This window comes from Terriglobales bacterium (genome assembly GCA_035561515.1).
GTDB lineage: Bacteria > Acidobacteriota > Terriglobia > Terriglobales > Acidobacteriaceae > DATMXP01.
On the sequence record DATMXP010000045.1, the window covers coordinates 56757 to 80306 of the forward strand.

Here is a 23550-nt window from a genome sequence, read left to right on the forward strand (position 1 = left end):
TGTCTAGTGACCGGGAATAATCGCCGTCTTGATGTCGCCATTCCGGTTCAACATGTGCTTCAACACATGCTGCAGGCGCGACAAGGGCGCTTCTCCAGTAATGTAGTCATTGCCCTTGATCTTTCGCTCCGAAATCAGGGCAAACGCCTTCCGCACGCTTTCCGGAGTGTGATGGAACGTCGCCTTGAGTGTGACCTCCGAGTAGTGCAGGCGCTGGGTGTCCAGGCTCACCTTGGTTCCCGACGCGCACCCTCCGAAGAAATTCACGGTTCCGCCCTTGCGGACCATGTCAATGGCCCACTCCCATGCCGTCGGACGGCCGACAGCTTCAACCACTACGTCAGCACCACGACGGTCGGGCGTCAGGGCTCGGACTGATTCCACCGGATCCTTTACCTGCGTGATCTGAACCACTTCGTGCGAGCCGATCCGCTTTGCGGCAGCCACCTGCCCGTCACGTTTTACGACCGCAATCACATTGCAGCCCGTAAGTTTCGCGGCCTGCATAAACATAAGGCCGATTGGGCCGCCGCCGATCACGGCTACGGTGTCGCCGATCTCTACCCCTGTCTCGTGCAGTCCACGCAGCACGCAAGCCAGGGGTTCCACCATGGCAGCTTCTTCGTACGAGACGTCGGGCGGAATCGCGAGCATGTTCGCTTCCACGATCCGTCGGGGCACTTTGATGTATTCCGCGTAAGCGCCGTTATTGAAGAGCAGGTCTTCGCAAAGATTCTCCTGGTGCTTGGAGCAGTAGAAGCACATCCCGCACGGCGCGGAGTTGAGCGCAACCACACGTTGGCCGCGCTTGAAGCCCCTCACCCCGGGGCCTACCTCTTCAATCACTCCGGCCAATTCGTGCCCAAACAAGGCCGGAGGAACAATCATGCGCGCATGGTACCCGCGCTGGTACACCTTTAAATCGGTGCCGCAAGTGAGGGCTACCTGTACCTTGATCAGAACTTCGCCTTCCGCCAATCGCGGAATGGGAACTTTCTCGATCTTTACGTCCTCTTTGCCATAGAGGACGGCTGCCGTCATTTGTCCGTTCACTATCTGTCGTCCTTCCAATTGCCGCCCGGCTGAATCACCAGTTTCATGGTGTCCGGTTTCGGATGAGCAGCAACATTTAACCCTTCCACTGCGTTTTCCAACGGAAAACGGTGCGATACGAGCTTGGTCAAATCCAAGCCCCCGCCGAAAACCCAACCCGTTGATTCTTCTTGCAGGTCCACGGAAGCGCTATAAGAACCGAGAAGGGTCTTCTCGTCCACGCAAATTGCAGCAGGGTCAATCACTGCCTGCTCCCGAGCCGTTTGGGCGAACAGCATCACGCGCCCACCCGGTCGCGCGGCATCAATGGCAGTCCCTATCAGCTTCGTCCCCGGGACAGCCAAAATCACTGCATCGGCTCCGCGACCTTCGGTTTCTTTTTTTACGTACTCAACCGTGTCAGTCTGCGAAGCGTCTAGTGTCTCTTGCAGTCCAAAAGCTTGAGCTATTGTAAGCCTCTGGGGGAACAAATCGGAAGTGATAACTCTCGCCCCCGTCCTCTTGGCCAGTGCGGCCAGGATGATTCCAATGGGTCCCTGTCCAATCACCAGCAAAGTTTCTTCTGGCTTCAAACCCAGCAGGGGGATTGCCTTCCAGCACGTGTTCACCGGTTCCATGAACGACGCCTGCTCGTGACTGACTCCATCCGGAATCCGCACGACGCCCTTCTCCACGATCCAGTCCATCACCCGGACGTACTCGGCAAAACCACCACCGGACGGCTCAAATCCAGCCGTACAGCCAACCTTCTTGTACACCGCACACTGCGCAAATACCTTATGCCTGCAGTAGTAGCAGGTACCGCATGGGATGTGGTGGAAGAATGCCACCCTATCGCCGACAACGAACTTCTTAACCCCTGTGCCGACGGCCGCAACCACGCCGGTAGTCTCATGTCCAAATATGCGCGGAGCCGAGTGCGATCCCGTCGCGATTTTCTTCAGATCGGTGCCGCAGATTCCGCACGTGTGGACTCTGACCAGCAGTTCGCCGGGGCCAATCTCCGGGACCGGCACTTCTTGCAAGCGAACGTCATTCACGCCCTGATAGACGAGCGCCTTCATGGTTGACGGAATACTCTCAAGCTCCGCCGCTTGTACCTGTGCAACCGTTGACATGAATCAATTCACCGCGCGGGCGGAGGTCCCCACCATCCGCATCGCATTCTCAAGATCTGTGTCCGAAAGCTTCTTTACCAGATGCACTACAGCACTCGAAAGCTCCAGAGAAGCCTTCTTCGAGTTCCTGGCCAACTGCATCAGGCTGGGCCAGTATCCGGGCCGGACGGCGACATGGGCCGCGAACTTGTCGATGGCCAACGTCCCGTCCTCTTTTACATAGGTGTTGAAAGGCGGCATGGCAAACCCCAGTTCGTCGGAAATTGCCTTAACCGCGCAAAACAGAACCTTATGCTCCTCAGCAACCGTCCCCACAGCTGCCGCTTCCATGTCAACCAAGTCTGCCTTGAATTGTTGCGCAAGTTTCCGCTTCGAGGCTTCGTCGGCGATCATTGGCGCACTCACCAGTATCCCCGTTCCGCCTGGCGACACAAACACCTTACCTGTAACCCCATCCACCACCTGTTCCGGAACAACTACTTCCCCCACCGAAAGAGCCGCCGTCAATGCTCCCGCGAATCCCGCCGAGATAAGAATCTCAGGCTTTGCCGCTTCAAGTGCCGCTCGCGCAGCAGCCATAGCCGGTTCTTTCCCCATCCCGCTCTGGATGTAAGTACACTCGCCGCTCTTCCACATCGCGAATATCCGGCCGCCATGCTTTAGCAGCCCGCGCGTCCAGTACTTCAGCATGGGAGCGATCTCCCGCTGCATCGCGCCGATAATCGCGATCTTAGGCGACATATCCGTTTGTCCTGAACCAATCGACGGAGCGCCGCAGCGCACCATCTACGGCGACTTCGCGCCAGCCTAACTCGCGTACTGCCTTGGCCGAAGTAACAAACATCTTCTTTCGCCCCATGCGAACCTCATCAATCGAGGCCCGAGGAGTCCTTTTCAATACGTACCCGCTGAAGAACGTATCGAACACGCCGAAGCCAAGCGCCACTCCGTAAGGGAGCTTTACTTTTGGAGAAGGCAGTCCTGTGATCGCCGAAAGCTTGTCCAGTATCTGCTTTAGCGTCAGGTTTTCGCCACCGAGAATGTACCTTTCTCCCGGTTGCGCTTTCTCCATCGCCATCAAGTGTCCGCGAGCGCATTGGTGGACATCCACCAGGTTCAAGCCCGTGTCGACGTAAGCCGGAAACTTCCGCTTCAGAAAGTCGAGAATAATCCGTCCCGTCGGCGTGGGCTTCAAATCCTGTTCACCGATCGGAGTCGTCGGATTTACCACGACAACATCGGCCCCTTTGCGCCCCGCTTCCAGCGCCACTTGTTCAGCCATGAACTTCGACTTCTTATAGTGGCTCACCATGTCACCAATCGTGACCGGCGCGGATTCATCTACCAGGGCGCCGTCTTTCCGGAAGCCCATCGTCGCCACGCTGCTCGTGTACACCACGCGTCGAACTTTGGCCTCTTGCGCCGCTTGAATGATGGCCCTCGTGCCTTCGACGTTGGACCGGTACATCTGGTCCACATCCGCCTTCGTCGGAGTCCACAACCGGTAATCCGCAGCCACGTGAAACACTACATCGCATCCGGACATTGCTTTCTTCAGCGACTCCGGTTCGCGCAAATCACCCACAACCCGGTCAGCCTTCTCGAGCGCCGCCAGATTACGAACATCGCTTGTCGGACGAACCAGCAGCCGCAGGTTTGCGCCGCCGTCCGCAAGAACACGGGCGACATGGCTTCCGAGGAATCCCGTAGCGCCCGTCACGAAGGCATTCAGCGTTGTGCGGCCAGAATGGGCTTGGGTTGACCCTTCACTCTCGGTGATGTCAGTCGTAGTCTCCACCTTGTTAGGAACCGCTTTCGGTGGTGCTCATGAGTTTGTTGTAGGTAGCCAGAGCCATGAGCGGGAAATACTCGGCATACATGTGATACTTCAGGTAGAACACTTTCGGGAAGCCCGTGCCCGTGTAGGACCTCTCCCACCAGGAACCATCCGGTCTCTGGTTATTCAGCAGATACGCAATTCCGCGCTCAAGCGAATCGCTGCGCGTGTCGCCGGCGGCCATCAGGCCCATGCACGCCCAGGCAGTTTGCGAAGAAGTGCTCTCGCCGATGCCTCTCGTGTTCGGATCATGGTACGACCACAGGCTCTCGCCCCAGCCGCCATCCGGATTCTGCACCATGCGAATCCATTCAGCGGCCTGTTGCACGTAAGGTTCGTTGCGATCGACACCAATCGCTTCCAAGCCGCGCAGTACCAGGAACGTCCCGTACAGGTAGTTGCAGCCCCAGCGTCCGAACCAGGAGCCGTCCGCTTCCTGCTCCTTCAGGATGAAGTCGATCGCTTTCTTAACTCGCTTATCTTCTTGCGTGTATCCAAACTGCGCCAGCATCTCCAGGATGCGTCCCGTGATGTCCACCGTCGGCGGATCGAGCATGGCGTTGTGATCAGCGAACGGGATGTACTGGAACACCATCTTGGTGTTGTCCTTGTCGAAAGACGCCCAGCCGCCGTTCTTGCATTGCATCGAAAAGATCCACTCGATAGCACGCTCGATCGATTCGTGATGATAGCGCTCATCCGGGGTGTCCACGTGATTCAGTCCCAGGCATACCTGGGCGGTGTCATCCACGTCCGGATAAAACTCATTGTTGAACTCGAAATACCAGCCGGCAGGTTTGCCCTTCTTGTTCTTTACGGCCCAATCGCCGTAGTGAGTAACCTGCTTCTTCAGCACCCACTCCGCCGCGCGCACCATGCGCGGATCGTCCTTCGCTACGCCGCTCTCTCCAAGCGCAAATATCGCGTATGCCGTATCCCACACCGGCGACATGCATGGCTGCATTCGGAACGTTCGCTCTTCCTCGATGCCGAGCGCTTCCAACTCATCCACGGCGCGGATAAACTGCGGATCATCCACCGAGTAGCCCAGGCACCGCAGCGCGATGATAGAGTTCATAATACCGGGATAAATCGCGCCCAATCCGTCGCTGCGCTCGAACCTATCCAGCATCCACTTCTCCGCTGCTTTCAACGCAATCGACCGCAACGGACGCAGGTGAACCTGCTCGAACAGATGTGTTAGTCGGTCAAAAAACAAGAAGAAGTTGTGCCACGTGAAAGGCTTCCGGTCCCAGTGCAGATGCATCCGGGCGTTTTCCTTCCCACCCACAAACAGCTCCGATACGCCCTGGCTAGCCGGAATCTTCTTAAAAGGCTTCTTCGCATACACAATGGCCAGCGGGATAAAAATCGCACGCGACCACGACGAAATCTCGTAGATGTTGAACCAGAACCACTTGGGAAACAGGACAATCTCGGGCGGAATCGCCGGCACGGCATCCCAGTCATATTGCCCGAAGAAGCACAGGTAAATCTTCGTGTAGGTGTTGACGGCCGTCACGCCGCCCATTTCGAGGATCTTTTTCCGCGCCTTCACCAGCGCCGGATGGTCTTCCGTGTACCCCGATAACTTCAGCGCTAAGTAGGCAAGCACCGAGCAACTGATCTCCGAAGGGCCTCCATCGAAGATCGGCCAACCACCATCTTCATTCTGGTGGTCGAGCATCCATAGACACCCCTTCTGCATTTTGTTCTGGTCACCCGTACCCAGAAGCGTGTGCATCAGGATGTATTCGGATTCCAGCGTGGTATCGGCTTCCAGTTCACCGCACCAGAAACCTTCTTGTTGCTGGATGGAGAAGAGATACTTCTGGGCCGCTTTCATCGCGCCGGAGACTCGCTCCAGCACATCGCCGCTACGGCCTACCCTGGTCGGGATATGCCTTGCTCTTTCAGGAGCGGCATTATCACTGTTTGCTTCCATCGTCTTCTTAGTTCCCCGCAAGTGATTCAACACCGACGAACTGGCGGGATGATCCTTTTACCGCATCGAGAATCTCAGCCGGAAGTCCGAATCTTACATTCTCCGGCATCACTTCCACTTCCTGAACATTGCCAAATCCGGATTCCTTCAGGAAGTTCACCACTTCGTCCACGAGAACTTCTGGTGCCGACGCTCCGGCCGTTAGCGCCACTGTGTCTACGCCCGTCAGCCACTCCGGTAGAATCGCCCGGTAGTTCTCAATCAGGTGCGAGTTCGTTCCAAGCGTACGGGCCACTTCCACCAACCGCTTCGAGTTCGAACTGTTGTCCGAACCTACTACGAGCAGCAACCCAACTCTGCTTGATGACTGCTTCACGGCAGTCTGCCGGTTTTCAGTGGCGTAGCAAATATCCTGCGCTGCGGGACCTTTGATGTTTGGGAACTTGGCTTTCAGCGCAGCGATGATGCCTCGCGTCTCGTCCAAGCTCAAGGTCGTCTGGGTCAGGTAAGCGACTCGGTCCGCGTTCGGCACCTTGAGGCCCGCTACTTCCTCCACAGAACCGACAACCTGCGTCACCTCTGGGGCTTCGCCCATGGTGCCGATCACCTCATCGTGGTCGCGGTGCCCGATCAGGACGAGCGAGTACCCTTCCTTCGCGAACTTCACCGCCTCCACGTGGACCTTGGTCACCAGCGGACAAGTGGCATCGATCACCCGCAGTTTCCGGGCTTTGCTGGCTTCGCGAACCTCTGGGGATACGCCGTGCGCGCTGTAGATAACCCGTTCACCAGCAGGGACTTCCTCGATCTCATCCACGAAAATCGCGCCCTTTTGCTGAAGCTCTTCCACGACAAAACGGTTATGCACGATCTCTTTGCGAACATAGATCGGCGCTCCGAACGTCTCCAGCGCAATTCGGACAATATCGATGGCGCGCACTACACCTGCGCAAAATCCACGCGGCTTCAAAAGCAACAAAGTCTTTTCAGTCACTGCCATCCCTGAACCTTCAGAACTACCGCCACATCTGTTGCCATTAGATTACAAACTAGTGTAGCAGGTGTGCCACAGCCAATGTAAGCCACACAACCTCAGATAGTTAGAACCAACCCAGCGTTTAACGCACCGAAACAACGTTTAACTGGGACGAACAGTGTTGCCATCTCCCGAACCTGGTACAACAATCTTTCCCTGGTTGAGGAGCTGAAATGCGCAGATTGCTTGTCGTTTTTCTTATGTTGTCCTGCCTCCCTTTGTTCGCCCAGAATCAGGCAAAAAAGACTCCAACGCTCAAGTCCATCCTCTTGGAACAATTGCGCACCACCCACAACGAAAAGGACTGGTTCGTTGATGCCGATACGGCTATGGCCGGACTCACTGCGGAGCAGGCTAAGTGGGTAGACGGAAAAGGCAACCATTCCGTTGGCCAACTCGTGAATCACATGGTCTTCTGGAACACCGACCAGCTTGCGAAATTCAAGGGCGAGAAGCCCCCAAAATTCAGCGGCGACAACAATGAAACCTTCAACAACTTCGACGCGAACCGTTGGAATGAAACCGTGAAACAGTTCGACCAGGTCATGGCCGACTTGGAGAAGTTTGTCGAAAACGCGGACGATAAGCAACTGAATGAATGGGCGTCCAACATCGCGCACATTGGAACCCACAACGCTTATCACATCGGACAGATCGTCTTCGTTCGTAAAGAGCAGGGTTCATGGAATCCGGACAAGGGAGTCAAATAGAGCTGGGAAGCGCTAAGCGTTCGCTTTCAGCAACTGTTCCGCATGTTTGCGACTGGCTTCGGTGAGTTTAGCTCCGCTTAACATGCGTGCAATCTCTTCTGTTCGCCCGGCATCCGTCAGCAACCGGACCGCCGTTTTCGTGCGACCGTCGGCTTCGCGCTTCTCGATCACATAATGTTGATCCGCAAACGACGCAATCTGCGGCAGGTGTGTAATGCAGATGACCTGGTTCACGTGCGATAGCGTCTTCAACTTCTTCCCCACCGCCTCGGCTGCGCGCCCGCCGATTCCGATGTCGATTTCGTCGAACACAAGGGTCCGTTGCGACTTCTTCTTCGACTTCCCCGCCTCCGCCACTACCTTCAGCGATAACATTACCCGAGACAACTCGCCGCCCGAAGCAATCTCCTCTAGAGGTCGCAACGGCTCGCCCGCATTCGTCGCGATCATGTATTGAACACGGTCAAAACCGCTTGTGCTCCAGTTTGCCTCGTCGTCCGACCCGGTAACGTCAACTTTAAATCGCACCTTCATCGCCAGGTCGTTCACTTCCGCTTCGACCAGTTTTTCCAGTTTCCTGGCTGATTCGTACCGCTGTTTCGACAACACTCGCGCTGCCGCCAGGTACTTCTGTCCTGCTGTCGACTGCTCCTGCTTCAGTTTCCGCAGCACTTCGTCCTTGTTTTCGATCTCGTTGAGCTTTCGCGTAACGTCATCCCCGTATGCGATGACCTCTTCGACCGATGCACCGTACTTTCTTTTCAATCGGTCGATCACGGCCAGCCTGTCTTCCACCTCCGCCAGTCGTTCCGGCGAGGCATTCACCGACTCGGCGTAGTCGCTGAGTGTGGCCCCGATATCCTCAACCGTAATGCGCGCCGACTCCAGTTGTGCCAGCGACTCCTCGAACTTCGCATCGAATCTCGCTACATCCTGAAGATGCCTGTACCCAATGCGTATCAGGGCCGATGCCGATTCATTGCTTTCGTACAGAGCTTCATGCGCGGCCTGAGCTGCGGCGAAGATCTTTTCAGCGTTGGCGAGAACCTTCTTCTCCGCCTCGAGCTTTTCATCTTCTTCCGCCACGAGGTTCGCCGACTGGATCTCTTTCTTCTGGAAACTCCACAGGTCCACCATGCGCAGGCGGTCCTGTTCATCACGCTCGAGTTCGGCGATTCGGTCTTTGATCGACTTCCACTCTGAGAACGCTGCAGCCACCCCACTGTTGTCGGCCGCCGCGAACGAATCCAGCAATTCCAGACGCGTCTCTTCGTCAAAGGAAATGATGGACTCTCTCTGTGCGTGGACCGACGCCAGTGTCGGCGCCAATTGCTTCAGGACGGCTACCGTCGCCGGTTGGTTGCAGATGAATACTCTCCCGCGTCCGTTTGACTGGATTTCACGGCGCACGATGATTTGCTCGTCATCCAGATCAATTCCGTTTCCCTCCAGCGTCTTGATTGCCAGTTTCATCTCGGCATCGCTGAGTTCGAATACCGCGGAGACCACCGCCTTGTCCGTGCCGTGACGGACCACGTCAGACGATGCTTTCTCTCCCAGCAGCAACGCCAGGGCATCAATCAGGATGGATTTTCCGGCTCCGGTTTCGCCGGTCAATAGGTTCAGGCCCGATGCGAATTCCACCACCACACTGTCAATCACCGCATAGTTTTCGACGCGCAGTTCTACTAGCATTCGCCTGGGCCCAATCAGAAGAGTTGGTCGCAGTGTATTGCAGCCGTTTGCCCCTTAGCAATCAGCAATTGCTTGGCCGAATACCGGCCCCTCCCTGCATTTGCCGACTAAGGCTGATTACTCTGGTTCTACGCCAAATATCTCATCCCTCAACAACTTAGAGTCTCTCTTACGTGTTCTATAATCGGTGTAGCTCAACTCACAGAGCCAAGAATTTGTAATGATGCCAACTCCCCTTTTGTTTGCCAGTGTTATGGGCGGCGAGATCGGCAATCTGCTTTGGCAGAGTGGCCCCGTCGCTAAGGTCGTCCTTGCCATCCTGCTCCTGTTCAGCATCTTTTCCTGGGCGATTATTGTCCAGAAGTTGCAGTACATGCGGCAGGCACGCACCCAAAGCGGACGCTTTATCCGTGCCTTCCGCCGAGCCAGCCGCCTCCAGGATGTCGCCGCCGTCGCTGAACAGTTCAAGCCCAGCCCGCTGGTATCCGTTTTTGAGGGTGGGTACGAGGAACTGAAGAAACAGGGCGGACTCCGGAATGCCGTCGCCGTTCAGCGCGCGATGCAGATCGCGTCATCGGAAGAACTTACGCGCATCGAGCGCCGGCTGCCCTGGCTCGCAACCACGGGATCGGTCACCCCGTTCATCGGTTTATTCGGTACGGTTTGGGGCGTCATCGACGCTTTTCACGGCCTCGGAACCGCTGGCGCCGCCACCTTGCGTGCTGTCGCTCCCGGCATCTCGGAAGCCCTGATCGCCACCGCCGCCGGACTCTTCGCCGCGATTCCTGCCGTGATCGCGTACAACATCCTGCTCAACCAGGTTCGTGAATTCGGTCAGCGTATGGACGACTTCTCGCTCGAGATGATGAACACCATCGAGCGCAACGTCCCGGCTAACCGCCCAGCGGCAGTTCCCGAACCGGAGTATCGGTCGTAATGGCATTTACCAACTCACAAGGACGCACGCAGTCGTCGTTGGCCGACATCAATATCACTCCGTTCGTCGATGTCGTGCTGGTGCTGTTGATCATCTTCATGATCACCGCTCCTGTGTTGCAGTCGGGAATTGAAGTCGCGGTTCCGAAGACGCGCACCGTCAAGGAGATCACCGAAGAACGTCTCGTGATATCCATCGACAAAGAACAGCGTGTCTTCCTCGGCAACGATGCTGTCAACATCAATGAAATCGGCGACAAGCTTCGCCGCAAGATTCGCGATCCGCAGAACCAGTACATATTTGTGCGTGCCGACGAGAACGTTCCTTTCGGCGCTTTCGCAACCGTTATGGACGCGGTGAAACAGTCTGGCATCACCAACGTGAGCATTGTTACTCAACCTTTGACTTCGAATGCCCGTAAGTAACGACATCTACAATGAACGCGAAGGCTTGACCTCTCCGCTCGCGCTCTCCGTGGCGCTCCACGGGATGTTGTTCGCTTCCATCCTGATTTACAGCGCGGTTCTGAACCGTAATTCCGGGACCAACTGGGGCGGCGACAGTTTCGGTGGCGGCGAGGCCATGAGTGCCACCCTCGTCAGCAACATCCCGCTCCCGCGCCCCCAGGTTGAGACCGAAAATATTGTTGCCAACGAGTCCAAGGGTCTAACCCAGTCGCAGCCCAAGGTCGAGGAAAAGGAAGCACCGGAAGCCATTCCCATTCCCGACAAGGACGCCAAGCGCAAACAGGCCAAGCCCGTCACGAGCACCGTTACAAAGCCGAAGCCCGCTGCGCCCGAACCACCCAATGTCGTGCCTTTCGGACAAGGCGGCCCGGTCAGCGGACCCTACGGATCCTTTTCTGCCAACAACGCTCAGGGAGGATTCGGGTTCACAGGATCGGGCGGCGACTTCGGAAGCCGCTACGCCTGGTATGTGCGCACCGTTCGCGAAAAGGTTTCGCAGAACTGGCTTAAGTACGAGATCGACCCCAACATCACCAACGCTCGTCGTGTTTACATTACGTTCGATATCGACCGTTCCGGACGACCCGGCAATGTCCAGGTGGAGCAGTCAAGCGGCATTCCTTCGCTCGACATTTCCGCCGTCCGTGCATTGCAACGTATTGATACTTTCGGCTCCCTGCCCAGCGATTACGGCGGAAGCAAGGTTTCCGTGGAATTCTGGTTTGATTACCGGCGCTAGGTGACCTGGGTTACAGCGCCGTACAAAAATATCGTAGTACGATGGTGACTCTTAGCGCATGATGAAGAAACTCGCCCTCACCTTCTTCGCCCTGGTTCTCTCTTCACCCTTATTTGCGCAAACGGATTGGATCAAGACCGGTACCGGCCTCGGCGTCGAACAGGTCCGTCTCGCCGTCCCTGACTTTCAGCCCGTCTCGAATGCTGGACAGACGGCTTCCTTGAACAAGGTCTTCAACGATACTCTCTGGAACGATCTCAACAACTCTGGAATCTTCGAGATGGTGTCGAAGAGCTTCTACCCTCTCCAGACCCCTGGGCGGCCGGAAGAGGTGAAAGCCGATGCGTGGTCGAACGAACCGCCCAAAGCCGGCATGCTTGCTTTCGGAAATCTCGACGCCTCTCAGCAGGACATCATTGTCCAGGGCTGGCTCGTTGACGTGAAGAATCCCAGTGGCCCCCCAGTGCTCGCCAAGCAGTATCGCGAACCCGCTTCGGAAGCCAGCGCTCGCAGCATCGCGCACAAGTTCGCCAACGAAATCATCTACCGGCTTGGCGGCGGCCTCAACGGCATCACCGAAACCAAGATTTACTTCATCAGCAATCGCACCGGAAACAAGGAAGTCTGGTCGATGGATTACGACGGCAACAGCCAGCACCAATTAACCAAGCTTGGCTCCATTGCCTTGTCGCCGCGCATCTCCCCCGACAATTCGCGTGTCGCCTTCACCAGTTTTTCCCGCGGTGTGGAACTTCGGATGTACTCCCTCGAACTCGGTCGTCTCGTTTCGTTCCCGAGTTACGGCGGGACCAACACTTCTCCCGCGTGGTCGTCCGACGGCAGCAAGATCGCCTTCTCTTCTTCGCGGAACGGCGATCCCGAGATCTATATCGCCGACGCCAACGGTTCGAACCTGAAGCGCGTGACCGCCTACAAAGGTCCCGACGTTTCCCCCGTGTGGAACCCGAAGACCAACGCCCAGATCGCTTGGGTTAGCGGTCGTACCGGACTGCCGCAGATCTACATCATGGATTCCGACGGCACCAACGTGCAGCGCATCACCGATCAGGGATACGCCGTGTCGCCGTCGTGGTCACCCAATGGTCAATATCTCGCGTTTGCATGGATTCGCCATTACGGCCCCGGTGCTCCCGGCAACCAGGATATCTACGTAATGGATATCGCCAGCAAGCGAATCGTCCAGTTAACCAGCGGTGGCGGACGTAACGACTTCCCCTCCTGGTCACCGGATAATCGTCACATCGTGTATCAATCGGACCGAAATGGACGCTGGCAAATCTGGTCGATGCTGGCCGACGGAACAAAGCAGCAGCAACTCACAAAATCAGGTGAAAACACGCAACCGAATTGGAGTTTCCGCTAAAGACTTTCAGCTACTCTGTATGTAATAGTTGTAGGTACACAGAATCATTGAACGAACCAAGGAAATACGTAACTAGATGTTTAGCGAATTCCGCTTGGAGGATCAGGTGAAGCAAAAACATATGAAATGGGCGATGTTGATCGTAACCATGGCAGCGATCATTACATTGGGCGCCTGCAAGAAGAAGGTTCAGCCCCCGCCACCGACGCCACCACCGCCGCCTGCTGCCCCAACTGCAACGTTGTCGGCGAATCCCAGCACCATCGAAAAGGGTCAGTCAACCACGTTGACGTGGCAGACTACGAATGCTGACGATGTCACACTCGGGCCCAATAAGGTCGATGCGAACGGTTCCGCATCCGTTTCTCCCACCGAGTCCACCACTTTCCGCCTCATCGCGAAGGGGCCTGGTGGTACCAAGGAAGAGACCGCCCGCGTGACGGTCACCGTACCGCCGCCACCTCCGCCACCGCAGCCTACGGAGACGGACCAGGAGCTGTTCAACCGCAGCATCAAGGACGTCTTCTTCGATTACGACAGCTACGAGATTCGTGCTGATGCTCAGGCTTCCATAGCCGCCGATGCCCAGTTCCTTCAGCAGCACCCGAACATTCAGTTCACCGTTGAAGGACACTGCGACGAGCGCGGCTCCACCGAATACAATTTGGCTCTTGGTGACAACCGTGCCAATGCCGTGAAGACTGCCCTCGTGCAGGCTGGCGTCAGCGCTGACCGCATTCGGACCATCAGCTTCGGCAAGGAAAAGCCGTTCTGCACCGAGTCCAATGAGCAGTGCTGGCAGCAGAACCGCCGTGGTCATTTAGCCTTCGGCAAATAGTTGCTTCAAATATCACGGGGCACGGTTCCGGCCGTGCCCATTTTCACATGCACTTGCATCTTCAGGTGCATCCAACCAGCAGGAAAGCAGTTCGCCACTCCCATACCATGGGAAGGCCCGGTATCATAGATTAGGTAATGATTATGAAATTTCGAGTTTCGTCCCTGCTTGTTCTGTTCCTGGCTCTTGCCGCGGTTCCGTCCTTCGGCGCCAACAAGGAAATGGTCCAGCTCCAGACACAAGTCCAGGCGCTGCAAGACCAGATGGCGCAGATGCGGCAGTCGTTTGATGAGCGCATGGGCATCATGCGGAACCTCATCGAGCAGAGCACAGACAACGTCAACAAGGTTGCCGCGTCCGTCGACCAGCTGAATCAATCCATTCAAAAATCACGACAGGACGACGGCGCCCGGGCCGACCAACTCTCCGGACAGGTCCAGGCGCTTCACGATACGGTCGACGAACTGAAAGCTCGCATGACCAAGGTGACGCAGCAGCTCGACGCCATCCAGTCCGCGCAGCAGAATATCGTCGCCCCTTCCGCTCCGGCTGCTGGTGCTCCGCAGGCTGGGTCACAGGCGCCTCCGGCCGACGTCCTTTACAACAATGCTCTTCGCGATTACAACGCCGGCAATTACGATCTTGCCAGCCAGGAATTCGCCGATTATCTGAAGTTCTATCCCAACACCGAACTCGCAGGTAACGCGCAGTTTTATCTCGGCGATGTGGCCTTTCGCCAGGGCAACTACGCCCAGGCCGTCAAGGCGTACGACGCCGTGATTGAACAATTCCCGGAAGGTAATAAGTCGGCGGCCGCGCAGTTAAAGAAGGGATACGCCCTTCTCGAGCTCGGACAGCGTCAGGCTGGTATTCGCGAACTGAATGCGCTGGTAACGCGATATCCGCGCAGCCTCGAGGCACAGCAGGCCAAGGATCGGCTGCGAAAGCTCGGCGCGGCAACACCCGCGTCGAAGAAATCTCCGCGCGGCTAATCCTTATCGGCTCACAAGATCAAGGTCGCGGAGACAATACCGGATCTCCGCGGCCATATCGGTGATCCGCATTCCTTCCTGCACCATCAGTTTGCAGGAGATCGCCTTCCGCAAAGGTGTCCCCTCTCCCGTGTCGTAGGTTACCCGGCAATACTGGCAGTCCTCATTCCAGCAGAAGCGCCCATAGGAAATGGCTTCTTGCGCAAGAAACTGGAATCCGCGCAGCAGGCTGTTGTTTTCGGGTACATTGAAGTCCTTGCCCAAAATCTTGATCTTTACCAGCTTTTCATAGGGATGAAGCAGCGGCCCCGGAGAACTCATCGCCTCATTCTAGCTGCTACTCTCGCCGGACAACAGTGCTTCCCCAGGTGTCATCTTCTTCGTTATGACCCACAACAGACCCGACAATCCTGACGACCGCCGTGACCCCATTCGCGAGGGTAGCTCGCTCAGCGGCTCGACCGAGCGCGACAACGCCGCAACCGAGAAAGCTCTCCATCCCGGCCAGCGGCAGGACCAATCCGTAAGCAGCGAATCGCACAAGGAATCGCGCAGTCCCGAAGGTGATGCGCAGGACCAGGATCCCGGTCAGCGTCAGAAACAAAATCAGGCCGACAAGAAAGAAGACGATCTCGCGGCCTGATCGAACCTTAATTAGGCGGTCTTGCGGTAGTCCTTTGTGAGGCCGCCGTCTTCCGGCTCCCCCGTGTGTTCCTCGTTCTCCCCGGGTTCCGGAAAATCGGTGTCGTTCGCCTTCACCAGTGGATTCTCGTTCCGGTGCGGAAGCTGTCCCGCCATCGACGTATTCGTTTCCTGTTCGGGCGAGTCCTGCTCCACCGCGCCTTTACTCGCAAAAGAGTCCTTTTCCTTCTCTTCCAAGTTGCCCCTCAGTGCTGCTCAGATTTTTCCTGCTACCGGTAAGATGCAGGCCGCAAGGCGAGAGAAGGAATTAACGCTCGTACAACGTCACCAGTTCGCGCAGGCGTATCGCAAGCTCTTTTGTAAGCGCCCCCGGTTTCATTCGCCAGCGCCAGTTCCCGCTCGACGTTCCCGGAAGGTTCATCCTCGCCTCGTTTCCTAAGCCCAACAGGTCCTGCATCGGAACGATCGCTGTATTCGCCACGGAAGCAAGCACTCCCTTGATCAGCACCCAGTTCACCGGCTCATCTTTGAACCCCAGGTAAGCTCGCGCATACGCGTGCTCCTTACGGATGTCCTCTTCCGTCCGAATGCTCCCCTTACCCGGGCGGCTGTTCCACCAACCCACCACGGTATCGTTGTCGTGGGTGCCGGTGTACGCCACCAGTTCTCTCACATAGTTGTGAGGACGAAACGTGGGCGCCTGCGGATCGTTCCCAAAACCGAATTGCAGGATCGCCATCCCCGGCATGCGGAACCGATGCCGGATCTCCTCGACCTCCGGCGTAATCACTCCCAGGTTCTCCGCAATGATCGGCAAATCTCCCAACTCGCGCTGAAGTACTTCGAACAACTCCGCGCCGGGACCTTTTACCCAGCGGCCGTTCATCGCGGTCTTTTCCGAAGCCGCTACTTCCCAATACGCCTCGAACCCACGGAAGTGATCGATGCGCACGTAGTCATACAGTCGCAAAGCCGAACGCAGGCGTTCCACCCACCATGCGTAGCCGCGCTCTTTCATCAGCGGCCAGTTGTAAATCGGATTGCCCCAGAGTTGGCCTGTTTCGCTGAAATAGTCCGGCGGAACCCCTGCCACTTTCTCCGGATTTCCCCTTTCATCCAGGCAGAACAACTCACGGTTCGCCCACACGTTGGCGCTGTCATGCGCCACGTAGATCGGAATATCCCCGATCACGCGAATGCCCTTCTGCCGCCCGTACTCCCTCAACTCGTGCCACTGTCGGAAAAAGACGAACTGCCAGTATTTGATCGTCTCAATCTCCTGCGACAATTTCCGCGACCAGTCGGCTAATGCTCTTGCATCCCTTCCGGCAAGGCTGGCTGGCCATTGGCTCCAGGCCACCAGGTCATGCGCTTCTTTCAGCGCCATGAATAGCGCGAATTCATCCAGCCATTTTGCATTTTCACGACAGAACTCATCGAACTCATCCCGGCGGTCGGACCGCAAGAATCTTTCGGCCGCCTTGCGAAGCAGTGGCTCCTTGAACTTGATCACCGCCCCAAAATCGACCTCGTCCTCATCGAATACCGGGACCTCACCTAAATCTCCTTCGCGCAACTCTCCCGACGCGATCAGCCTCTCGATGCTGATCAGCAGTGGATTACCTGCGCTTGCCGAAAGCGACTGGAACGGCGAATCGCCATAGCCGGTCGGATTCAACGGCAACACCTGCCAGAGCTTCTGCCCCGCATCCGCGAGGAAATCAATGAAGCGATAAGCCTCTTCGCCGAAGTCGCCGACCCCGAATCGTCCCGGCAACGACGTCGGGTGCATCAGGATTCCGCTGGATCTCGGGAACTTGTTTTCCGTATTCATCGCCACTCGATTTTAGCCTCTCAGCGGACGTCGCCCGCCACATACCACGCGAGCACCAACTCGCCGCATCTGTTTGAGATGCAAGCTCATTTCAGAAAAGCTGTGGAAGTGCGTGGATGGCAAAAGTAGTTACCGAAAAAGCTAGGGAAAAGAAACCTCGCACCAGTCTTGAGAAGCCCTCCATCTGGGAACTCGGCGGACTCTCCTGGTGGCAGTTGCTAAAGCGCCTCTGGACGAGCATGGATTCCAACCATGACGACTCCTTCGGCCGTGCAGCCGAATTGGCGTACTTCTTCTTTCTCGCGGTTTTTCCGGGGTTGTTGTTCCTGATGACCGTGCTGGGAATCGTAGCGGGCAACAACGAGAGCTTTCGAACCACGCTCTTCTCCTACGCGGCCCAAGCGCTTCCCCCATCGGCCTGGGAACTGGTTCAGAAAACCATTTCCGAAACTGCGAAATCGGCTACCGGATGGAAGGTCGCCCTGGGTATTTTGGGCGCTTTATGGTCGGCTTCGGCCGGGACATCCACGCTTATGACCGTGCTCAACTTCGCCTATCACGTGAAGGAGCGCCGTTCGTGGCTCAGGACACGCTTTGTGATCGCTCCCCTGCTCACCATCGCACTCGCCGGACTTCTCCTCGGCGCATTAGGGATTATTTTGTCAGGGCTGTGGACATCCAACTGGGCCGCCGCCCACGGCTTCGGGACAGCCGCGATAATCTGGCGCATCATTCAGTGGCCGATCGCGTTCTGCTTCGTCGTATTCGCCTTCGCACTTCTTTACTTTTTCGCGCCCGATGTCGAAGACCAGAAATGGTACTGGATCACCCCCGGCTCCATCATCGGGGTTATGCTGTGGGTCGCTGCATCCGCAGGCTTCCGCGCTTACCTGCATTTCTTCAATAGCTACAGCGCCACGTATGGCTCCCTCGGCGCTGTCATCATCCTCATGTTGTGGTTCTATATCACCGGACTCACGCTGCTCATCGGTGCTGAAGCTAATGCCGAAATCGAGCACGCCGCTGCCGAGCACGGTCGTGCCGACGCAAAACTCAAGGGAGAGAAGGAGGCCCCAGCCGCCTGATTACGGCCAGTGGGCTCAAGATAAGGTTAGTCCGTCCGCATCGCCAGAATGGGATCAAGTTTCGCAGCCGAGCTCGCAGGCCAGTATCCGAACAGCACGCCTACTCCCGTGGCGAGCAGCAGAGCTACTGTCACCCCGGCCCACGGTATGTCGATCGCAACCGAGCTTTCAATCAAATCCGAGACAGAGTACGTGAGTGCCACCGCGATCACCACTCCAACCAGCGCGCCGGCAAAACTGATGAAGCCCGCTTCCAGCAGGAACTGAAGTCGAATCTCCGAAGGACGTGCCCCCAGCGCTTTGCGTACACCGATCTCCTTGGTTCGCTGAGACACGTTCACCAGCATGATGTTCATGATGCCAGTACCTGCTGTAATGAGCGTAAGGATCGCAATGCACAGCAGGACCATGCTCATCGCAAACGAAACGTCCTTCGCGGTCTCCAGCAGCGACGACAGATTATCGATCGAATACGGCGTCTCCGGCCGGTGCCTCGTGTGCAGCAGCCGTCGCATCTCTTCCGTCATCGTCGGAACCTGCTCGGGCGATGACGCCTGCACGTACATCACTTGGAAAAAGTTGTCGCCCGTGATCGACCGCACCAGCGGGAACGGGATCAGCACGGTTTCGTTTTGGATCTCCGATTGTCCAAACGTAGGAATGCTTTCGCGAAACGTGCCGATGATCGTGCACCGGAACTGATCCAGCCGCATCTCGTTCCCCAGCGGCGGATCGCCGCGGAACGCGAGCTCCGCGATTCGGTCGGTCACCAGGCACACCTTCGACCGTGACGTGAAATCCTCGTCATCGAAGTATCGGCCGGAAGTGATTTTCAAGTTACGGATCGTCTGGAACTCTTCCGTTACGCCCACCAGTCGAGCGCGTCGAGTGCGGTCTCCGGCCTGGTAGTCAGCCGGCATGTCATACGTTCCCGCGGCCGCCTTCACCGAAGGGATCGTCTCCCGCAGGGCCTGCATGTCTTCTGGCGTCAGTTCATCTTCCTGCCTGGTGGTCTCGCCTCTTACCAACGAAGCAAATGCAATGTTCGCGCCGACTCCCTGGATTTGCGACGAGATGTACTCCTTCCCCGTCGAGACAATCGTCACCACCAGCACGATCGCGCTGCTGCCAATGATGACGCCAAGCATGGTGAGGGTAGCCTTCAGCTTGTCGGCGCTCAGCGCCCACAGCGCAAACTTGATTCCCTCTCGCCACTGCATGTGCTCTAGTCCTTTAAGGAAGCGGTTGGTTCGTCAAAAGAAAATTATCGCCGTTTTGGCGGACTACGATCATCTTCTCTCGCCCTGCCAGTTGCTCCACCTTCGGCAACTCCGAAGGATACGTCACAAGATAAAAGCGCTCCGGACCATTCCAGAGACGCGCGAACTGCTCGTCCCCGATGAACACCTGCGGAGCACCCGGCGCATACGAACCATACTCTAGATTATTGATTCGCCCGTTCCACAAAAGTGCCGTCTTATTTGTGTAGAAGAACACCGACGAGAACGCGTAGTACGCATTCGCCTCAATCAACTGCCCCGGCGGACTTTTCTTCAAAGCCTCTGCCAGCGCATACGATCCGAGGTAAGGATCGAATCGCACCAGCGCCACTCGCGACGCCTGGAAGAAAACGATCATCATCGCCGACGTCGCCAGTGCTACTTTCACCCGCTCCCGACGCCACATCAACAGGCATACCGCACCGATCCCGAACGCAATCACCGCCATCGCCAGTGGTAACTTGAGGTAAGCGAACGCCCCCAGCGTCAGATCCGACATGTGACCCATCGACAGCGTGTACATGTCCGGATTCTGCGTGAGCGCCCGCGAGATATCCCCCACCGCCGGCATTCTCCAAGACATCGCCAGCAACGCCGCGAGCACCACAAACAGCACCGAACAGACTGCCACCAGTGATCGTGTTCCCCACTGCACCCACCGTCCGCCGGCCGCAATCGCCGATCCGATCAGCAACGCGAGCGCCGGGTAGATCGGCATCGAGTAGTACTCCTGCGTGGTTGAAAATGTGAAGAACACCATCACCACGGCGATCCAGCAGATCGCCATCAGCCGCAGCCTTCCCTCTCGCGTGCCCGGCCTGTACGACAGCTTGAAAGCGTTCGGCAGATATACCGACCACGGAAACAGCCACACCAGGTTCAACAGCCAGAAGAGCGGTCGAGGCACTGTGTTGTAGTCCCGCGGATACCGCAGGTTCAAGAATCGCAACAGGTGCTCGTTGAAGAAGTAGAACCAGAAGAATCCGCGATATTCACCCGGACCGCTGTGCATGGAAAACACAAAATATGGCGGGTTACGCAACGTTGCCAGCACATGCCACGGGACGGCAATCACCAGCGCGAATCCGATCGCCAGCGGCAATCTCAGCCGCTTCCATGCCGCCCACGACAACAGTTGTCGTGTCACGCCCATGTACACCAGTGCCGCCAGTATTGGGAATACGATCCCGATCAGTCCCTTGAGCAGCAGTCCGCAACCGATGCTCAACCCCATCACCAGCGCCCAGCGCCGCGGATGTCTTTCCTCCGGCTCCAGAAGTCGCATCCACGCCCAGATCGTCGCCGCGATGGTCAGCGTCACCATCACATCTGGAATCTGTATCCTCGTGAACAGGTACAGCCCCACGCACGTACTGATCGCCAGCCCGGAATAGAATCCCGCCTCTTCCCCAAACGCCCAGCGCCCCCAGCGGTACACCAGCCAGCAAAGCAGGATCGACGATAACGCCAGCGGGATCCGCGCCGCCCAATCGTGTACTCCGAACACGCGGTACGACACCGCCATCGTCCAGTACACCAATGGTGACTTTTCCAGGTACGCCACGCCATTCAGACGCGCCGTTACCCAGTCGCCCGACTCGAGCATATTGCGCGCAATCTGCGCCTGCACCGCGTCCGTGTCGTCCATCAACCGCGGCGGACTAATGATGTTAAGCAGGAATACTAGGCACGCGACAACGACGACGATCCAACCGCGTCTTGCGATCCCGCCGCCGTCCGAAGTTCCGCCTTCGAAGCTGGTTCGATTTTCCACTCGTTCATCCAGATAAACAGAACCATCAGTCCCCATAGGTGGTACCCCAGATTTGCTTTCCTTTGCAGATGGGCATCAATGCACCTTTTCACCGCCGGCCAGTCAAACAGGCCACTCCTCTTCACCGCAGCCTCATTCAGTGTATCCAGCAGCAACGGCCGCAGCTCAGCCCGGAACCAGTGGTGTATCGGGATATCGAATCCAATTTTCGGACGCGTCAGCACGCTCTTCGGCAACTTGTCCTTCATCAACTGCCGCAGGATGTACTTCGACGTCCCGCCTCGCAGTTTGAATTCCTCCGGCAATTGCGCCGCGAATTCAACAATCCTCGGGTCCAGATACGGAGGCCGTACCTCCAGCGAGTGCGCCATGCTCACCCGATCCACCTTATAAAGAATGTCGTCCGCCAGGTAATATCGCTGGTCCAGCGCCAGATACTTCTCAAGCCCGCCGATCCCTCGCATCGAATTCACGACTTCACTCAGCGGCCTCTGGTCAGCGAACTTGTACAGTTCGCGTTTCTCTTCCTCCGAGAATGTCCCATTCCAGAAGACGTGCGCCAGTTCCGGCGACATCAGGCTCCCTTGCAGGAACCGCTTCACCTTGTACTCGAATCCGATCTTGTCATCAGACACCGGCAGCAGGTTCGCCGCCGACAACGCCGCACCCCGCAGGAATTTCGGAAACGCCCTCGCCGTCTCCGCGTATCGGTTCGCCTGGTAAGTCAGATATCCCGCAAACAGTTCATCCGACCCTTCTCCGCTCAGGATCACCGTCACGTGTTTTCGGGTCATCTCTGCCAGGAACCACACCGGAAGCGCGCCCGCATCGGCGCTCGGTTCGTCCGAGTAGTACGCCAGCTTCTGAATCACATCCGGGATATCTGCCGTCGGCGCCAGGTCGAAGTCATGATGCTCGGTCCCGTAATGCGCACTGACCTCGTCCATGAACCGGCTCTCGTCGAATGACCGTCCCTTGAACGTGATCGAAAAGGTCTTCACCTTCCCCGGATACGCCTTGGCCGCATAGTGCAGCACCGTCGACGAATCCAGACCGCCGCTCAGCCACACCCCGAGCGGCACATCCGAAACCATTTGCTCCTTCACCGATGCCGCCAGCAGTCGATCCAATTCTTCGCACGCCTCGGGCAACGAAATCTTCATCGGGACCCGCCGCAGTTCCGGCACATATCGGCTGATCCGGACCGTGCCATCCCGCCACTCCAGGAAGTGTCCCGGCATCAGCTTCGTGATCCCGTCCACCAGCGTGTACGGACCCGGTACATAATTCAGGCTCAGATAGCAGTTCAGGCCGGCGTGATCCACATTCCGCTTCACCCGCGGATGCGCCAGGATGCACTTCATCTCCGACCCAAAATAGATCTCTCCATCCTGCGCACAGTAGTACAGGGGCTTAATGCCCATCTGGTCACGAGCCAGCACCAGCCGTCGCTCCGACTTCACGTACAAGCCCACGGCGAACATCCCCCGCAGCCGCGCGAACGAATCCGTCCCCCACCGCAGGAACGCCTTCAGCACCACTTCGGTATCGCAGTTGGTCTCGAAGGTAAACCCTTCTTTTTCAAGCTCCGGGCGCAGTTCTGTGTGGTTGTAGATCTCCCCGTTGAAGACAATCACCACGTTCCCGTCGGGGCTGTACATCGGCTGGTGCCCATGCGCCACATCCCGGATACTCAGCCGCACTGCCCCCATCGACATCTGCTCCGATCGGAATTCTCCGGAGTCGTCCGGACCCCGGTGATAGAGGTCACGAATCGCGTTCTCCAGAAACCCGTCCGGCAGGGCCGATTTTCGATGTGAGTACCCGAGAATTCCGCACATTTAGGCTTGTTTCCGCGTGTTCTTTTAAGCCACAACCGTTGTGATACTTGGAAATACGAGGTTAACAGATGGTTAAAACAAAGGTAAACGTTCAGCAACTCTGGGTCCGCGCCTAACCTGTTGAAATCCATCCCCATCCCATCAAACCCATTCTGCCCCTCATGCATCCAACTCGCCTTGAGAGTTCCTCAGCGGACGTATCCTTGGGGCGCGCTTCGGGGTTAGGGGAATGGAAGTATTGACCCGACGGCGGTAACGCAATACAAAGGAACCAATCCTCTGTCGAACTGTTCAGGTAATCACCCCATTAATGCACCCCAAAAAGCATTTCGTCTCGGAGACG

At 57.0% G+C, this 23550-nt stretch carries 22 protein-coding genes; 9 read left to right on the plus strand and 13 right to left on the minus strand.

Annotated features, from left to right (window positions below; genetic code table 11):
- Positions 1–3: 3 nt before the first annotated feature.
- Genes VN577_20670 through ispH form a run of 6 tightly spaced genes read right to left on the minus strand, consistent with a single transcriptional unit; the run spans position 4 to position 6953 of the window.
- Complete coding sequence (locus tag VN577_20670) at positions 4–1041, minus strand: zinc-binding dehydrogenase (GenBank protein ID HWR17255.1); 1038 nt, start codon at positions 1039–1041, stop codon at positions 4–6.
- 11 nt (positions 1042–1052) lie between these two features.
- Positions 1053–2171: a zinc-dependent dehydrogenase gene (locus tag VN577_20675; protein HWR17256.1), complete on the minus strand. Its 1119-nt coding sequence runs from the start codon at positions 2169–2171 to the stop codon at positions 1053–1055.
- Between the two features lie 3 nt (positions 2172–2174).
- Positions 2175–2912, minus strand: coding sequence for a hypothetical protein (locus tag VN577_20680; GenBank protein ID HWR17257.1), 738 nt, complete (start codon positions 2910–2912; stop codon positions 2175–2177).
- Positions 2902–3969: a hopanoid-associated sugar epimerase gene (gene hpnA, locus VN577_20685; protein ID HWR17258.1), complete on the minus strand. Its 1068-nt coding sequence runs from the start codon at positions 3967–3969 to the stop codon at positions 2902–2904. Before hpnA ends, VN577_20680 begins: the two co-directional genes overlap by 11 nt.
- Positions 3970–3973: 4 nt before the next feature.
- Positions 3974–5953, minus strand: a complete 1980-nt coding sequence (gene shc / locus VN577_20690; GenBank protein ID HWR17259.1) for a squalene--hopene cyclase — start codon at positions 5951–5953, stop codon at positions 3974–3976.
- 7 nt (positions 5954–5960) lie between these two features.
- Positions 5961–6953 (minus strand): 4-hydroxy-3-methylbut-2-enyl diphosphate reductase, encoded by a 993-nt coding sequence (gene ispH, locus VN577_20695; GenBank protein ID HWR17260.1) that lies wholly within the window; start codon positions 6951–6953, stop codon positions 5961–5963.
- Positions 6954–7162: 209 nt separating this feature from the next.
- Here ispH and VN577_20700 point away from each other — a divergent pair, with 209 nt between their 5' ends.
- Positions 7163–7699, plus strand: a complete 537-nt coding sequence (locus VN577_20700) for a DinB family protein (GenBank protein HWR17261.1) — start codon at positions 7163–7165, stop codon at positions 7697–7699.
- A 12-nt stretch (positions 7700–7711) separates the two neighbouring features.
- Here the strand turns inward: VN577_20700 and recN are convergent, their stop codons facing one another.
- Positions 7712–9394 carry a DNA repair protein RecN gene (recN, locus tag VN577_20705; protein HWR17262.1) on the minus strand — a complete coding sequence of 561 codons (1683 nt, stop codon included), beginning with the start codon at positions 9392–9394 and terminating at the stop codon, positions 7712–7714.
- A 220-nt stretch (positions 9395–9614) separates the two neighbouring features.
- Here recN and VN577_20710 point away from each other — a divergent pair, with 220 nt between their 5' ends.
- The 6 genes from VN577_20710 to ybgF all read left to right on the plus strand — a co-directional run bounded on the left by VN577_20710 (position 9615) and on the right by ybgF (position 14751).
- Positions 9615–10331: a MotA/TolQ/ExbB proton channel family protein gene (locus VN577_20710; GenBank protein HWR17263.1), complete on the plus strand. Its 717-nt coding sequence runs from the start codon at positions 9615–9617 to the stop codon at positions 10329–10331.
- Positions 10331–10756 carry a biopolymer transporter ExbD gene (locus VN577_20715; GenBank protein ID HWR17264.1) on the plus strand — a complete coding sequence of 142 codons (426 nt, stop codon included), beginning with the start codon at positions 10331–10333 and terminating at the stop codon, positions 10754–10756. The genes VN577_20710 and VN577_20715 overlap by 1 nt, the downstream gene beginning before the upstream one ends.
- Positions 10743–11537: a TonB family protein gene (locus VN577_20720; GenBank protein HWR17265.1), complete on the plus strand. Its 795-nt coding sequence runs from the start codon at positions 10743–10745 to the stop codon at positions 11535–11537. The genes VN577_20715 and VN577_20720 overlap by 14 nt, the downstream gene beginning before the upstream one ends.
- A gap of 58 nt (positions 11538–11595) precedes the next feature.
- Positions 11596–12921 (plus strand): Tol-Pal system beta propeller repeat protein TolB, encoded by a 1326-nt coding sequence (gene tolB, locus VN577_20725; protein HWR17266.1) that lies wholly within the window; start codon positions 11596–11598, stop codon positions 12919–12921.
- A gap of 106 nt (positions 12922–13027) precedes the next feature.
- Positions 13028–13759, plus strand: a complete 732-nt coding sequence (pal, locus tag VN577_20730; protein HWR17267.1) for a peptidoglycan-associated lipoprotein Pal — start codon at positions 13028–13030, stop codon at positions 13757–13759.
- Between the two features lie 143 nt (positions 13760–13902).
- Positions 13903–14751 (plus strand): tol-pal system protein YbgF, encoded by an 849-nt coding sequence (gene ybgF, locus VN577_20735; GenBank protein ID HWR17268.1) that lies wholly within the window; start codon positions 13903–13905, stop codon positions 14749–14751.
- Positions 14752–14754: 3 nt separating this feature from the next.
- Here the strand turns inward: ybgF and VN577_20740 are convergent, their stop codons facing one another.
- On the minus strand, positions 14755–15072 hold the full coding sequence (locus VN577_20740) for a hypothetical protein (GenBank protein HWR17269.1): 318 nt from the start codon (positions 15070–15072) through the stop codon (positions 14755–14757).
- Positions 15073–15136: 64 nt separating this feature from the next.
- Between VN577_20740 and VN577_20745 the strand changes: the two genes are divergently transcribed.
- Positions 15137–15394 (plus strand): hypothetical protein, encoded by a 258-nt coding sequence (locus tag VN577_20745; protein HWR17270.1) that lies wholly within the window; start codon positions 15137–15139, stop codon positions 15392–15394.
- Positions 15395–15405: 11 nt separating this feature from the next.
- Here the strand turns inward: VN577_20745 and VN577_20750 are convergent, their stop codons facing one another.
- Both VN577_20750 and malQ read right to left on the minus strand, forming a co-directional pair.
- A complete protein-coding gene (locus VN577_20750) occupies positions 15406–15630 on the minus strand; it encodes a hypothetical protein (protein ID HWR17271.1) in 225 nt (74 codons plus the stop codon).
- A gap of 70 nt (positions 15631–15700) precedes the next feature.
- Complete coding sequence (gene malQ, locus VN577_20755) at positions 15701–17227, minus strand: 4-alpha-glucanotransferase (GenBank protein HWR17272.1); 1527 nt, start codon at positions 17225–17227, stop codon at positions 15701–15703.
- A 116-nt stretch (positions 17228–17343) separates the two neighbouring features.
- Here malQ and VN577_20760 point away from each other — a divergent pair, with 116 nt between their 5' ends.
- Entirely contained in the window at positions 17344–18312 is a 969-nt protein-coding gene (locus VN577_20760; GenBank protein HWR17273.1) for a YihY/virulence factor BrkB family protein, read from the plus strand.
- Between the two features lie 26 nt (positions 18313–18338).
- Here VN577_20760 and VN577_20765 read toward each other — a convergent pair whose 3' ends face one another.
- From VN577_20765 to asnB, 3 genes are read right to left on the minus strand one after another with little or no spacing between them, the layout of a single operon-like run.
- Complete coding sequence (locus tag VN577_20765) at positions 18339–19532, minus strand: ABC transporter permease (GenBank protein HWR17274.1); 1194 nt, start codon at positions 19530–19532, stop codon at positions 18339–18341.
- 13 nt (positions 19533–19545) lie between these two features.
- Positions 19546–21366, minus strand: a complete 1821-nt coding sequence (locus tag VN577_20770; protein ID HWR17275.1) for a glycosyltransferase family 39 protein — start codon at positions 21364–21366, stop codon at positions 19546–19548.
- Positions 21276–23207, minus strand: coding sequence for an asparagine synthase (glutamine-hydrolyzing) (gene asnB, locus VN577_20775; GenBank protein HWR17276.1), 1932 nt, complete (start codon positions 23205–23207; stop codon positions 21276–21278). The genes VN577_20770 and asnB overlap by 91 nt, the downstream gene beginning before the upstream one ends.
- Positions 23208–23550 lie beyond the last annotated feature (343 nt).